This window comes from Bradyrhizobium guangzhouense, assembly GCF_004114955.1.
Classification (GTDB): Bacteria; Pseudomonadota; Alphaproteobacteria; order Rhizobiales; family Xanthobacteraceae; genus Bradyrhizobium; species Bradyrhizobium guangzhouense.
This window is the reverse complement of sequence record NZ_CP030053.1, coordinates 5,837,477-5,851,948: the sequence shown is the minus strand read 5'-3', so window position 1 is coordinate 5,851,948 and position 14,472 is coordinate 5,837,477. Positions and strand designations below refer to the sequence as shown.

12 protein-coding genes are annotated in these 14,472 nt (G+C 64.4%); 9 read left to right on the top strand and 3 right to left on the bottom strand.

The window, feature by feature from the left end:
• Position 1 precedes the first annotated feature (1 nt).
• Both XH91_RS27960 and XH91_RS27955 read left to right on the top strand, forming a co-directional pair.
• The gene (locus XH91_RS27960; protein WP_164934089.1) at positions 2 to 1,981 is read left to right on the top strand and encodes a molybdopterin biosynthesis protein; all 1,980 of its coding nucleotides are present in this window, start codon (positions 2 to 4) and stop codon (positions 1,979 to 1,981) included.
• A 12-nt stretch (positions 1,982 to 1,993) separates the two neighbouring features.
• A complete protein-coding gene (locus XH91_RS27955; RefSeq protein ID WP_128953578.1) occupies positions 1,994 to 3,121 on the top strand; it encodes an FAD-dependent monooxygenase in 1,128 nt (375 codons plus the stop codon).
• On the opposite strand, the gene XH91_RS27950 is transcribed toward XH91_RS27955, so the two are convergent.
• The 3 genes from XH91_RS27950 to XH91_RS27940 all read right to left on the bottom strand — a co-directional run bounded on the left by XH91_RS27950 (position 3,088) and on the right by XH91_RS27940 (position 4,916).
• The gene (locus XH91_RS27950) at positions 3,088 to 3,333 is read right to left on the bottom strand and encodes a hypothetical protein (RefSeq protein WP_128953577.1); all 246 of its coding nucleotides are present in this window, start codon (positions 3,331 to 3,333) and stop codon (positions 3,088 to 3,090) included. The genes XH91_RS27955 and XH91_RS27950 overlap by 34 nt on opposite strands.
• Before the next feature lie 70 nt (positions 3,334 to 3,403).
• A complete protein-coding gene (mobA, locus tag XH91_RS27945; RefSeq protein ID WP_128953576.1) occupies positions 3,404 to 4,033 on the bottom strand; it encodes a molybdenum cofactor guanylyltransferase MobA in 630 nt (209 codons plus the stop codon).
• Positions 4,026 to 4,916: a formate dehydrogenase accessory sulfurtransferase FdhD gene (locus XH91_RS27940; protein ID WP_128953575.1), complete on the bottom strand. Its 891-nt coding sequence runs from the start codon at positions 4,914 to 4,916 to the stop codon at positions 4,026 to 4,028. Before XH91_RS27940 ends, mobA begins: the two co-directional genes overlap by 8 nt.
• 208 nt (positions 4,917 to 5,124) lie before the next feature.
• Here XH91_RS27940 and mobB point away from each other — a divergent pair, with 208 nt between their 5' ends.
• From mobB to fdhF, 7 genes are all read left to right on the top strand, one after another.
• A complete protein-coding gene (mobB, locus tag XH91_RS27935; protein WP_128953574.1) occupies positions 5,125 to 5,652 on the top strand; it encodes a molybdopterin-guanine dinucleotide biosynthesis protein B in 528 nt (175 codons plus the stop codon).
• Between the two features lie 9 nt (positions 5,653 to 5,661).
• Positions 5,662 to 6,918: a molybdopterin molybdotransferase MoeA gene (locus XH91_RS27930; RefSeq protein WP_128953573.1), complete on the top strand. Its 1,257-nt coding sequence runs from the start codon at positions 5,662 to 5,664 to the stop codon at positions 6,916 to 6,918.
• Positions 6,919 to 6,963: 45 nt separating this feature from the next.
• A complete protein-coding gene (locus tag XH91_RS27925) occupies positions 6,964 to 7,227 on the top strand; it encodes a sulfurtransferase TusA family protein (protein ID WP_128953572.1) in 264 nt (87 codons plus the stop codon).
• Positions 7,228 to 7,545: 318 nt separating this feature from the next.
• The gene (locus XH91_RS27920; protein WP_128953571.1) at positions 7,546 to 9,198 is read left to right on the top strand and encodes an OFA family MFS transporter; all 1,653 of its coding nucleotides are present in this window, start codon (positions 7,546 to 7,548) and stop codon (positions 9,196 to 9,198) included.
• 92 nt (positions 9,199 to 9,290) lie between these two features.
• Complete coding sequence (locus XH91_RS27915) at positions 9,291 to 9,578, top strand: hypothetical protein (protein ID WP_128953570.1); 288 nt, start codon at positions 9,291 to 9,293, stop codon at positions 9,576 to 9,578.
• A 235-nt stretch (positions 9,579 to 9,813) separates the two neighbouring features.
• The gene (locus XH91_RS27910) at positions 9,814 to 11,523 is read left to right on the top strand and encodes an NADH-ubiquinone oxidoreductase-F iron-sulfur binding region domain-containing protein (protein ID WP_128953569.1); all 1,710 of its coding nucleotides are present in this window, start codon (positions 9,814 to 9,816) and stop codon (positions 11,521 to 11,523) included.
• Positions 11,520 to 14,288 carry a formate dehydrogenase subunit alpha gene (gene fdhF / locus XH91_RS27905; RefSeq protein ID WP_128953568.1) on the top strand — a complete coding sequence of 923 codons (2,769 nt, stop codon included), beginning with the start codon at positions 11,520 to 11,522 and terminating at the stop codon, positions 14,286 to 14,288. The genes XH91_RS27910 and fdhF overlap by 4 nt, the downstream gene beginning before the upstream one ends.
• Positions 14,289 to 14,472 lie beyond the last annotated feature (184 nt).

Here is a 14,472-nt window from a genome sequence, read left to right as displayed (position 1 = left end):
CATGACGATGATCCCAAAGCCGCCAGATCGCAGCGCGCTCGAGCAGCAGCAATTCCTCAAGATCCTCTCGCGCGAGGAGGCGCTGGCGCGCTTCGACGCTGCGCTGTTTCCGCGTCCGATTCCGAATGAGGCCCGCAAGCTTGCCGATGCGCTCGGTGCAGCCCTTGCTGAAGACGTCTCCGCGCCGATCGATGTGCCGCCGTTCGATCGCTCCAATGTCGACGGCTTTGCCGTGCGCTCGGCGGATCTTTCAGCCGCGGGCGAAGGCGCCCCCGTGCGGCTGGCGCTGAACGGCGAGACCATTCACTGCGGCACCGCGCCGGCGCTGCAGGTGACGACGGGAACCGCAACCCCGATTGCGACCGGCGGCCCGCTGCCGCGCGGCGCCGATGCCGTCGTCATGGTCGAGCATACCCAGCCGTCCGGCCTTGATGCGATCGATGTCCGTCGCGCAGTTTCGCCGGGACAGTTCGTCTCGTACGCCGGCTCCGACATCGCGCGCGGCGAAGCGCTGCTGCGCGACGGCACGATCATCGGCTCGCGTGAGATCGGCATGCTGGCGGCCTGCGGCATCGCCGAGGTGAAAGTTGCGCGCAAGCTGCGGGTTGCCGTGATCTCGACCGGCGACGAACTGGTGCAGCCCGGCGAGGCGCTTGCACCGGCCGCGATCTACGACATCAATGGCGCGATCGTCGCAGCCGCGATCAACGAGAACGGCGGCGCGGCGATCTTCCTCGGTGCAATTCCCGACGACGAAACGAGGCTCGAAGCGGCGATGCGCCGGGCGCTGGCGGACGCCGATATGCTGGTGTTGTCAGGCGGCACATCGAAGGGTGCGGGCGATCTGTCCCATCGCATCATCGGCCGGCTCGGCCAGCCCGGGGTGATCGCGCATGGCGTGGCGCTCAAGCCCGGCAAGCCGCTTTGCCTTGCGGTCTGCGACGGCAAGCCGGTGGTGATCCTGCCCGGCTTTCCGACCTCGGCGATGTTCACCTTCCACGACATGATCGTGCCGGCGCTGCGCAAAATGGCCGGACTGCCGCCGCGCGCCGATGCCAAGGTGAGCGCAACTGTACCGGTACGTATTGCTTCCGAGCTGGGCCGCACTGAATTCGTGATGGTCTCGCTGGTCGAGAGCGAGGACGGCCTGATTGCCTATCCCTCCGGCAAAGGCTCGGGTGCGATCACGTCCTTTGCGCAAGCCGATGGCTTCCTGCGCATCGAGGCGCTCGCCGACCAGATGCCGGCGGGGACCAACGCCGAGGTGACGCTGTTTACGCCGCATGTGCGCGTGCCCGATCTCGTCATCGTCGGCAGCCATTGTACCGGCCTCGATCTCGTGACTGCGGCGCTCGCCCGCGCGGGCCTCACTGTGCGCTCGATTGCCGTTGGCAGTCTCGGCGGCCTGGCAGCGGCAAGGCGCGGCGAATGCGATCTCGCGCCGATCCATCTGTTCGACGACAAGAGCGAGACCTACAACGCGCCTTACCTCGTCGAGGGGCTCGAACTCGTGCCGGGATGGCGGCGGATGCAAGGCATTGTCTTCCGCAAGGGCGACCAGCGTTTTGAGGGGCTCGGCGCAAAAGAGGCCGTTGCCGCCGCGGTCGCCGACCCCGCCTGCATCATGGTCAACCGCAACCAGGGCGCCGGCACGCGTATCCTGATCGATCGGCTGCTTGGCGGCGCGCGCCCGGAAGGCTATTGGAACCAGCCGCGCTCGCACAACGCGGTTGCCGCCGCCGTCGCGCAGCACCGCGCGGACTGGGGCATGACCATTGCGCCGGTCGCCCATGCGGCCAATCTCGGTTTCATTCCGTTCGCGGAAGAGCATTATGACTTTGCCTTGGTGACGTCGCGCAAGCGGCGCCCCGCGGTCCAGGCCTTCCTCGACGCCCTCGGCTCGGACGAGGCGCGCACGGCACTTCAGCGAGCGGGATTCCGGCCCGCATCAACGATGCGGCATCCAAGCCGCGCGACATAGGGTGGCGACGGCATGGCAAGGCGGCTTTCGGTTGCGATCGTTGGTGCCGGCATGGGTGGGCTCGCGACCGCCGCGGCGCTCAGGCGCGTCGGCATCGACGTGATGGTCTACGAACAGGCCTCGCAGTTTGCCCGGATCGGCGCGGGCATCCAGATCGGCTGCAATGCGATGAAGGTGCTGCGGGCGCTGGGACTAGAGCAGCGGATCCGCGAGCAGTCGTTCTATCCGCGCTCCTGGAACAACCGCGACTGGAAGAGCGGCGACATCAAGTTCGATATGATTTTTGGTGAAAGCGCGGAGGAGAGGTTCGGCGCGCCCTATCTGCTCGCGCATCGCGGCGATCTCCATGCGGCGCTGGCGAGCGTGGTGCCGGATGAGTGTGTGAGGCTCAACCACAAGCTTGTCGGTCTCGAGGAGACAAGTGAGGGCATCCGGCTCAGCTTTGCGAACGGCACCAGCGCGGTTGCCGATGCGGTGGTCGGTGCGGATGGCGTTCATTCAGCCGTGCGCGACATTCTGTTCAGGACCGCGCCGGTCAAATTCACCGGCCGCATCGCCTATCGCACCACCTATCCCGCAGCACTGCTTGGCGAGAAGATCGATGATTGCACCAAATGGTGGGGCGAGGATCGCCATATCGTGATCTATTACGTGAAGCCCGATCGTAGCGAGGTCTATCTCGTGACAAGCCAGCCGGAGCCGGATTTCCGCATCGAGTCCTGGTCGACGAAGGGGAATGTACGGGATCTGCGCGCCTCGTTCGAAGGCTTTCATCCGCAGGTCGGCAAGGTGCTGGCGGCGTGTCCCGACGTGCACAAATGGGCGATCATGGATCGGGATGCGCTGAAGCGCTGGGCTGACGGCAGGGTGACACTGCTCGGCGATGCCTGCCATCCGATGACGCCCTATATGGCGCAAGGCGCGGCCATGGCGATTGAGGATGCCGCGGTGCTGTCGCGCTGTCTCGACGGTATCGACCGCGACGGCGTCGCCGATGCCTTCCGCCGCTTCGAGGCGACACGCAAGGAGCGGACGAGCCGGGTTCAGGAGACGTCGCGCGCCAACATCTGGCTAAAGCAACGAACCGATACGAGCTGGGTCTACGGTTACGATGCCTGGTCGGTGCCGTTGGCGGCCTGAGCGGACTTCTCGCGCGCACGCTCGCGTTCCTCGGCTTCTGCAAGCGCACGTTGCGCCGCGGGCGGCAGCGGCTTCGGGTCTGGAGGGACATCGACGATCTTGTCGCTGCCCGTGGCCTGTTGGCTCAGCCGCCTGGTGCTGTCGATTGCTTTCGACACATCGAATACGAAATCGACGACTGCGAATATGGCATTCAGAAGAGAGTCGGCCATGATCGATCCGGAATGCGTCCCGATCAGTAGTCGCGGCTCGTATCGGTCCGGTTCGATGTCCCGGTAGGCGCTAGGATGCCGCATCGAGCGCCGCCAGACGCTCGGCTTCAGTGATGTCCTCGACCGTGTTGGCATTGAAGAACGGGTCGAGCGGCTCGGTCGGCCAGGTCACGGTTGCGAGCGGATAGCGCGCGGTCCAGCGATCGATCTTGCGGAGATCCTCGTCCACCAGCGCATGACGCAACTCGTTGCGCAAGCCGACGCGCCATAGGCCAATCACCGGATGCGACTGATCGCCTGAAGCCGCGACCGCGAGCTGCGCGCTCTCTCGCGCGCGCACCTCGTGCAGCCGAGCAACGAGGTCACGTGGCAGGAACGGGCAGTCGCCCGCAGCGCTGAGCACCCATTCGATCTTCGGCCGGTTTGCTGCGGTCCAGTCCAGCGCCGCGAGGATGCCGGCGAGTGGTCCGGGGAAACCGGGCACGTCGTCGGCAATCACCTGCAAGCCGAACGCGGCGAAGCGCGCCGGATCGCCATTGGCATTCAGGATCAACCCGTCGCATTGCGGCGCGAGGCGCGCGATCACGCGCTCGAGGATGGTGCGACCGCGAATGGTGCGCATCGGCTTGTCGCCACCGCCCATGCGGCGAGCGAGGCCGCCGGCGAGCAGCACGCCTTGAGTGGGCGGAATCCTAGTCATCACCACTTTCGCCCTTGCGCTTGTGCCTCGCCGATTCCTCTTCGACGTAAGCGAGGTTCTGGTCGTAGACGATCCGCTCCTCGCCCGCGAGCGCGATGAAGCGTTTGCCGCGCGCACGCCCGACCAGAGTCAGGCCCACTTGCCGTGCGAGATCGACGCCCCAGGCGGTGAAGCCGGAGCGCGACACCAGGATCGGAATCCCCATGCGCACGGTCTTGATCACCATCTCCGAGGTGAGGCGGCCCGTGGTGTAGAGGATCTTGTCGCCGGGATCGACGCCGTGGCGGTACATCCAGCCTGCGATCTTGTCGACCGCATTATGGCGGCCGACATCCTCGGTGTAGCACAGCGGCTCGCTCTCCCTGCACAGCACGCAGCCATGGATCGCGCCGGCCTCGAGATAGAGCGAGGGCATGGTGTTGATGGTCTGCGTCATCTGGTAGAGCCAGGAGGTGCGTAGTTCCGCCTTCGGCAGCGCGACGCTCTCGACCGCCTCCAGCAGATCGCCGAAGGCGGTGCCCTGCGCGCAGCCGGAAGTCTGCGTGCGCTTCTTGAGCTTCGCCTCGAAATTGGTGTGATGTGAGGTGCGCACGACAACGACCTGGAGGTCGTCGTCGTATTCGACCTCGGTAACAGCATCATTGTATTTCAGCATGTTCTGGTTCAGCAAATAGCCGAGGGCCAGATATTCCGGATAGTCGCCGATCGTCATCATGGTGACGATCTCCTGCGCATTCAGGTAGAGGGTCAGTGGCCGCTCCATCGGCACCTTGATCTCGACCCTGGTGCCGGTCTGGTCGGTCCCGGTCACGCTCTGGGTCAGGCGCGGGTCGTCTGGGGCAGGGATAATCAGGGGCACCGGAGACTTGTCGATCTTCATCATGGCCGCGACGTTAGCATGACATTGTGGTCAAGCCGATATAAGCATGGTCGAGAGAGGGCGAAATGCCGCCTCGTCGTCATTGCGAGCACAGCGAAGCAATCCAGGAATGCCCCCGCGGAGACAGTCTGGATTGCCTCGCTACGCTCGCAATGACGGAGGAGGGAGCGGTTCCACCAAAGACTCAGTCGTACCCGGAGACGGAGCTGGAATGAAAGTCATCGGCCTTGCAGGCTGGAGCGGTGCGGGCAAGACCACGCTGTTGACGCGGCTGATCCCGCATTTCAACGCCCAGGGGCTGCGCGTCTCCGTCATCAAGCATGCGCATCATCAGTTCGACGTCGATGTGCCCGGCAAGGATTCCTGGCGCCACCGCGAGGCCGGTGCGGCCGAGGTGCTGGTGGCATCGTCGAACCGCTGGGCTCTGATGCACGAGTTGCGCGGCGCGGCCGAGCCGCGGCTGCCGGAACTTCTCAGCAAGCTCTCCGCGGTCGATCTCGTCGTGGTCGAAGGTTTCAAGCGCGAGCCGCATCGCAAGATCGAGGTGCATCGCGCCGCCAACGACAAGCCGCTGCTGTTTCCTGATGATCCCGGCATCGTCGGGATTGTGACCGACGCTGCGGTTGAAACCCGGCTGCCGACCGTACATCTCGATGATGTCGAGGCCGCGGCGGCCCTGATGCTCCGGGCGGCGATGCCGGTCGAGGACGCGGTGGCCAAAAGCGCGGCGATGCGCTGACGAGGCAGCATGGCGCAACTGTCGGACGATTGCTTTGCTTTCGGCGGACCGATGATGTCGGTCGATGAGGCCGTTGGCCTCATAACGACCCGCGTCCGCGCGATTGCCGACCTCGAGACGGTGGCGCTCGGAGACGCCGACGGGCGCGTGCTGGCGCGCGATATCGCAGCACCGTTGCCGTTGCCGCCCTTCACCAACTCCGCCGTCGATGGCTACGCTGTTGCCAACGCGGATCTTCCGCAAGACAGGGAGCAAGCGTTCGCGCTCGATGGCCGTATCCAGGCCGGAGGCCTTGCGCAGGCGCCGATCAAGCCCGGCCACACTGCGCGCATCTTCACGGGCGCGCCGATGCCGCCGGGTGCCGGGACCGTCTTCATGCAGGAAGATGTCCGCATCGATGTATCAGGAAAGATCGTGCTGCCACCCGGGCTGAAGTCCGGTGCGAATGTCCGGCCGGCAGGCGAGGACATCCCCGTTGGCCATGTCGCGCTGCGGGCGGGCCTGCGACTGCGGCCGCAGCATGTTGCCCTTGCCGCCGCGTTTGGCTTGACCCGGCTTGATGTCGTCAGGCGCGTCCGTGTCGCCGTATTCTCGACCGGCAACGAGCTGGCCTCGCCTGGCGAGCCGCGTACGGCCTCGCAGCTGTTCGATTCCAACCGTTTCATGCTGATGGCGATGCTGCGCCGTCTCGGCTGCGAGGTCTCCGATCTCGGCATTCTGCGCGACGAGCAGGCATCGCTTGCCAACGGATTGAAGCAGGTTGCGGGCCACCATGATTTGATCCTCACCACCGGCGGCGTCTCGACCGGCGAGGAGGATCACGTCAAGGCGGCGGTCGAGAGCGTCGGCTCGCTCGTGCTGTGGCGGATGGCGATCAAGCCCGGCCGCCCTGTGGCGATGGGCATCATCGGCGGCACGCCGTTGATCGGGCTGCCCGGCAACCCTGTCGCAAGTTTCGTCACATTCGTCCACGTGGTGCGGCCAACCGTGCTCGCGCTCGCCGGCAGTCTGTCAGAGCCGCTATTGCCGATCCCGCTGCGTGCGGCGTTCACATACAAGAAGAAGCTGGGCCGCCGCGAATATGTTCGCGCCTCCTTGCGCCGCGCACCGGATGGCGCGCTGGAGGCGGTCAAGTTCCCGCGCGAAGGGGCAGGCCTGCTGTCGTCGTTGGTGGAGACGGACGGCCTCATTGAGCTTGGCGAGGACATCACGCGCGTCGAAGCGGGCGACAGCGTAGGTTTCTTGTCCTACGCCGGCCTGCTCTGAGGTCCTTGCGTTGACGCAATCGATCCCTCCCGCCATGTTGCGCCGATGACCAGAACGACGCTTGATCTCACCGGACTCAAATGCCCGTTGCCGGCCCTTAAGACGCGCAAGGCGCTGAAACCATTGCAGCCGGGCGATCAGCTCGAAGTCCATTGCACCGATCCCTTGTCGGTGATTGACATTCCGAACCTGATCCGCGAGACGGGCGACAAGGTGGAGATCACCCAGCGCAACGAGGCGCGCATCGTGTTCTTGATAGAAAAAGCGAATGGCTCGATAGCCAGTACCAATGGTGCGCTGCGTTCTTAGGCGCGTTACCGCGCTGATACCGACCTTTTGTCTATCGACATCGATCACGGCTTCTGCCCCAATTGACTTTGTCCGCGCGGGCGCGGAGGTTGAGTCTTGTCCGCGATGCGCGGAGCAGCGGGCCACGCACGAAGCCTGCAAATCGTAGCGGGCATAGAGCCCCGGTCGAGGGGTTAACTTTTCAGACACGCGTGACGATCCTGGCGCGTGTCGGGTGATTGTGCGGAGCAGCAGGGACAACGGCTGCGCCGCAATGGGCTGAGGAACAGGATCGTAGCGGCAGCATCGCTCAGAAGGGCAGCTGCAGGGGAGGAGTGCATGACGACAATTGAGGGCACTGGAAGCATTTCGGGTGCTGGCGCGGGAATTCTCGATCGCGAACATACAGTGGCGAAGGCCGGCTTCAATCGCTGGCTGGTGCCGCCTGCGGCGCTGTGCATCCATCTCTGCATCGGCATGGCCTATGGCTTCTCGGTGTTCTGGCTGCCGCTGTCGCGCGCGATCGGCCTCACGGCGCCGAAGGCTTGCCCAGATATGTCGCTGTGGCAGGAACTGTTCACGACGACCTGCGACTGGAAGGTGGCGAGCCTTGGCTGGATGTTCACGCTGTTCTTCGTCCTGCTTGGCGTCTCCGCCGCGATCTGGGGCGGCTGGCTCGAACGGGCCGGTCCGCGCAAGGCGGGCTTCGTTGCCGCGCTTTGCTGGGGCGGCGGGCTGCTGATCGGCGGGCTTGGGGTCTACGTCCATCAACTCTGGATCATGTGGCTCGGGGCCGGTGTCATCGGCGGCGTCGGGCTCGGCCTCGGCTACATCTCGCCGGTCTCGACGCTGATCAAGTGGTTCCCCGACCGCCGCGGCATGGCGACCGGCATGGCCATCATGGGCTTTGGCGGTGGTGCAATGATCGGCGCACCATTTGCCAATCTGCTGATCAACTATTTCAAATCGTCGACCGACGTCGGTGTCTGGCAGACCTTCATCGTCATGGGCGTCGTGTACTTCATCTTCATGACGATCGGTGCCTTCGCCTATCGCGTGACGCCCGCGGGCTGGAAGCCCGCGGGCTGGACGCCGCCGAGCGAAAAGAAGTCGATGATCACCGAGCATCACGTCCATCTCGACAACGCGCACAAGACGCCGCAGTTCTGGCTGATCTGGTGGGTGCTGTGCTTGAACGTGTCGGCCGGTATCGGCGTGATCGGTATGGCTTCGCCGATGCTTCAGGAAATCTTCGCCGGCAAGCTGATCGGGCATCCCGAGCTCACCTTCAGCCAGCTCTCGGCCGATCAGAAGACCGTCATCGCCGGCATCGCGGCGGGCTTTGCCGGCCTGCTGTCGCTGTTCAACATTGGCGGCCGGTTCTTCTGGGCCTCGCTGTCCGACTATATGGGCCGCAAGAACACCTACTACACGTTCTTCATCCTCGGCATCGCGCTCTACGCGCTGGCGCCGACCTTCGCGGCGATGGGCTCGAAGCTGCTGTTCGTGCTTGGCTTCGGCATTATTTTGTCGATGTATGGCGGCGGGTTCGCGACCGTGCCGGCCTATCTCGCCGACATGTTTGGCACCCAGTTCGTCGGCGCCATCCACGGCCGGCTGCTGACGGCATGGTCGACCGCTGGCATCATTGGCCCTGTCGTGGTCAACTACATCCGCGAGTTCCAGCTCGCGGCGGGCGTGCCGCGTGACCAGCTCTACAACACGACCATGTATATTCTCTGTGCGATGCTGGTCGCGGGTATCATCTGCAACTATCTGGTCAAGCCGGTCAATTCGAAGTGGTATATGAGCGAGGCCGAGGTCGCGAAGTTGCAGGCGGCAAACGTTGGCGCGGGTCCGGTCCAGACGGGATCGTTCGGGATCGGCACCGGCGGCCTCGATGGCAAGGCTGCGTTGTTCTGGCTCTTCGTCGGCGTTCCGCTGATTTGGGGAGTGTATAAGACGCTCCAGAGCGCGTGGCAGATCTTCTGATCGAAAAGCCCACATCGTCGCGGGATGCTGCATGTCTGCATCCCGCGATGCTCGCCTGACCAAACAATTGAGAATGGGACCTAGGGGGATCTATGCTTCGCATCCGTATCTGTCTTGCCGCCACTGTTTTGGCAGCAGGTATTCACACCGCCTCCGCGCAGACCGCGACCACACCTGCGACGCCGGCGCCGGCCGCGACGACGACCGACGCCAAGCCGCCGGGCAAGATCAAGCTCACCATGCAAAAGCTGAAGGAGATGAAGGCCAAGTGGTCCGCCAACAAGCCGAAGCTGAAGGCGTGCCGCGCCGAGGTGAAGGCCAAGGGCCTGGTCGGCGACGATCGCTGGTTCTACATCCAGGACTGTATGGAGAAGACCTGACCAGGTTCCACGGTCAACTCGCGCAGGGGGGCGTGGCAGCGCGGCTGCCCGCCCCCAAATGATTATAGAGACGTTCTAAATTCACTTGGCGTCTGGTATACCAGAAGCTAGAGTCGCCTGGAATGAGACCTGATCTCGTGGATGGTTCCCGGGTTTCAGGGCTGGAAATAAAGGCGGATCGCGATGGTTATTGCGCCCGAGATCATCGCGCCTTTGAGGAGAACGCGACGTTTCCATGAGCAGCAACGACGACGTTCACAAGGTCAGGGAATTCGAGCATCCGGGCGAGGGGCGCCGGCGCGCCAAGGCTACGCCCAAGGGCAGGCAGGTCGACCCGACTGCCTCGCATGAAATCGAGCAATTGCTCGGCGATCGCCCGCGGCGGCGCGATCTCCTGATCGAATATCTGCACCTGATCCAGGACACTTATCGCCAGATCTCGGCTGCGCATCTCGCCGCGCTCGCCGACGAGATGAAGCTCGCTTTCGCGGAAGTGTTCGAGACCGCGACCTTCTATGCGCATTTCGACGTGGTGAAGGAGGGCGAGCCCGACGTCGCGCCGCTGACGATCCGCGTTTGCGATTCGCTGACCTGCGCGATGCTCGGCGGTGAAAAGCTGCTGGAGGATTTGCAACAAGCCTCGGGCCCCGGCATCCGCGTCGTGCGCGCGCCCTGCGTCGGTCGCTGTGATACCGCACCTGCCGCCGAGGTCGGCCACAACTTCGTCGATCACGCGACCGTCGCCAATGTGATGGCGGCCGCGAAGGCTGGCGACACGCATGCGCATCCGCCCAAATATATCGACTACGACGCCTATGTCGCCGCTGGCGGTTACAAGCTGCTTGGGCGCCTCCGCTCGGGCGAATTGCCGACGGACGATCTCCTGAAGGCGCTCGACGATGCCTCGCTGCGCGGCCTCGGTGGCGCCGGCTTCCCGACGGGGCGCAAATGGCGCGCCGTACTCGGCGAGCCTGGTCCGCGGCTGATGGCAATCAACGGCGATGAGGGCGAGCCCGGCACGTTCAAGGATCGCTATTACCTTGAAACCGATCCGCATCGCTTCATCGAGGGCATGCTGATCGGCGCGCATGTGGTGCAGGCCTCCGACGTCTACATCTATCTGCGCGATGAATATCCGGCCTCGCGCGAGATCCTCGAGCGCGAGATCGCAAAACTTCCTGCGGGTGGCCCGGCGCTGCACATGCGCCGCGGCGCCGGCGCTTATATCTGCGGCGAAGAATCCTCGCTGCTCGAGAGCATCGAGGGCAAGCGCGGCCTGCCGCGACACAAGCCGCCCTATCCGTTCCAGGTCGGCCTGTTCGGCCTGCCGACGCTGATCAACAATATCGAGACGCTATGGTGGGTGCGCGACATCGTCGAGAAGGGGGCTGACTGGTGGAAGGGTCATGGCCGCCATGAGCGCCACGGGCTGCGGAGCTTTTCGGTTTCGGGTCGCGTGAAAAATCCCGGCATGAAGCTCGCACCTGCTGGGATCACCGTGCGGGAGCTGATCGACGAATATTGCGGCGGCATGGCCGACGGCCATCAGTTCTACGCGTATCTTCCGGGCGGCGCGTCCGGCGGCATCCTGCCGGCGTCGATGGACGACATCCCGCTCGATTTCGGCACGCTGGAAAAATACGGCTGCTTCATCGGCTCGGCCGCGATCGTGATCCTGTCGCAGAAGGACAGCGTGCGCGCGGCAGCGCTGAACCTGATGAAGTTCTTCGAGGACGAGAGCTGCGGCCAGTGCACCCCGTGCCGGGTCGGAACCCAGAAGGCGGCACAGCTGATGCAAAAGCCGGTCTGGAACCGCGCTTTGCTGGAAGAATTGAGCCAGGCGATGCGCGATGCTTCGATTTGCGGACTCGGTCAGGCGGCATCGAATCCGCTGTCCTCCGTGATCAAATATTTCCCTGACGAGTTCAAGGAAGCGGCCGAATGACCAAGATTACGTTCGAGCTCGACGGCAAGCAGGTCGAGGCCAAGCCCGGCGAGACGATCTGGCAGGTCGCCAAGCGCCAGGGTCGCGAGATTCCACATCTGTGTTATTCGCCCGCGCCGGACTATCGCCCCGACGGCAATTGCCGCGCCTGCATGGTCGAGATCGAGGGCGAGCGGGTGCTTGCGGCATCCTGCAAGCGCACGCCGTCGGTCGGCATGAAGGTGAAGACCGAATCCGCGCGCGCGACTGCCGCGCAGAAAATGGTGATGGAGCTGCTCGTCGCCGACCAGCCGGCGCGTGAGACCTCGCACGATCCGGATTCGAAATTCTGGCACTGGGCCGAGACCACGGGCGTCACCGAGAGCCGCTTCCCTGCCGCCGAGCGCTGGGAGACCGATGCCAGCCACCCGGCGATGCGCGTCAATCTCGATGCCTGCATCCAGTGCGGCCTTTGCGTGCGCGCCTGCCGCGAAGTCCAGGTCAATGATGTCATCGGCATGGCCTACCGCAACCATGGCGCCAAGATCGTGTTCGATTTCGACGATCCCATGGGCGAGTCCACTTGCGTCGCCTGCGGCGAATGCGTGCAGGCCTGCCCGACCGGCGCCTTGATGCCATCAGTGATGCTCGACGAGAACCAGACCCGCGTCACCTATGCGGACAAGAAGGTGGATTCGCTCTGCCCGTTCTGCGGCGTCGGCTGCCAGGTCACCTACGAGGTCAGGGACGAGAAGGTGATCTATGCGGAGGGCCGCGACGGTCCGGCCAACCACAATCGTCTTTGCGTCAAGGGCCGCTTCGGCTTCGACTACATCCACCATCCGCATCGCCTGACCAAACCGCTGGTGCGGCTGCCGAATGCGAAGAAGGATTCCAACGACCAAGTCGATCCCGCCAATCCCTTCACGCATTTCCGGGAAGCGAGCTGGGATGAAGCGCTCGACATCGCCGCCAAGGGCCTCGTCAAGATTCGCGACGAGAAGGGCGTGAAGGCGCTCGCCGGTTTCGGCTCGGCCAAGGGTTCGAACGAAGAGGCGTATCTGTTCCAGAAGCTGGTGCGTACCGGTTTCGGGTCGAACAATGTCGATCACTGCACCCGGCTGTGCCACGCCTCATCGGTGGCAGCGCTGTTCGAGGGCCTGAGCTCGGGCGCGGTGTCGGCGCCATTCTCGGCGGCGATGGACGCCGAAGTGATTTGGGTGATCGGCGCCAACCCGACGGTCAACCACCCGGTCGCGGCGACCTTCATCAAGAACGCGGTCAAGCAGAACGGCGCGAAGCTGTTCGTGATGGATCCGCGCCGGCAGACGCTGTCGCGTCATGCCAGCAAGCATCTCCAGTTCAAGCCTGGCTCCGACGTCGCCATGCTCAACGCGATGATCAACACGATCATCACCGAAGGCCTGACCGACGATCAGTACATCGCCGGCTACACCGAGGGCTTCGAGGACCTCAAGGAGAAGATCAAGGAGTTCACGCCGGAGAAGATGGAGCCGATCTGCGGCATCCCGGCGCAGACGCTGCGCGAGGTGGCACGCACCTATGCGCGCGCCAAATCGTCGATCATCTTCTGGGGCATGGGCATCAGCCAGCACGTCCACGGCACCGACAATGCGCGCTGCCTGATTGCGCTGGCGCTGATCACCGGCCAGGTCGGCCGCCCCGGCACCGGCCTGCATCCGCTGCGCGGCCAGAACAACGTGCAGGGTGCCTCCGACGCCGGCCTGATCCCGATGTTCCTGCCGGACTACCAGCCGGTCGGCCGCGACGATCTGCGCGGCAGCTTCGAAAAGCTCTGGCAGCAGGATCTCGATCCCGTGCGCGGCCTGACCGTGGTCGAGATCATGAACGCGATCCACGCCGGCGAGATCAAGGGCATGTATATCGAGGGCGAGAACCCCGCGATGTCGGATCCTGATCTGCAGCACGCGCGCCAGGCGCTCGCGATGCTCGATCATCTCGTGGTGCAGGATCTCTTCGTCACCGAGACCGCGTTCCACGCGGACGTCATTCTGCCGGCCTCGGCGTTTGCCGAGAAGGACGGCTCCTTCACCAATACCGATCGCCGCGTGCAGCTCGCGCGCCAGGTGATCAAGCCGCCGGGCGATGCGCGGCAGGATCTCTGGATCATCCAGGAGATCGGCAAGCGCATGGGCCTGCCTTGGAATTACTCGGGCCCGGGCGAGGTCTACACCGAGATGGCGGAACTGATGCCGTCACTCAAGAACATCAGTTGGGAGCGTTTGCTGCGCGAAGGCGCCGTCACCTATCCGGCCGACGATCCGAACAAGCCCGGTAACGAGATCATCTTCACCACGGGCTTCCCGACCGCAAGCGGCCGCGGCAAGATCGTGCCGGCCAAGGTCATTCCGCCGGATGAGCTTCCGGACGATGAATATCCGATGGTGCTCTCGACCGGCCGCGTGCTGGAGCACTGGCACACCGGTTCGATGACCCGTCGCGCCCAGGTGCTCGACCAGATCGAGCCCGAGGCCGTTGCGTTCATGTCGCCAAAGGACATGCGCAGGAAGAAGCTGGTGCCCGGCGATTTCATTCGCCTGGAGACCCGCCGCGGCGCGGTCGAGGTCAAGGTGCGGTCCGACCGCGACGTGCCTGAAAACATGGTGTTCATGCCGTTCTGCTACGCGGAGGCGGCTGCGAACCTGCTCACCAATCCGGCGCTCGATCCGTTCGGCAAGATCCCCGAGTTCAAGTTCTGCGCGGCGCGGGCCGAACGGGCGGAGATGCGGGACGCAGCGGAGTAGGAACGCCTCTCCATCATCGCGCACGAGGCCTTCTGCGGAATTCGCGGTCATGCCCCGGCTTTGACCGGGGCATGAAGTACGCCGTGGCGAATGCGGTGAGAGCGAGCTCTTCTGAGCTGGCCTCTGGAATACTGGATCGCCCGGTCGAGGCCGGGCGATGACGGTGAGGGTGTGGTGCGAGCCT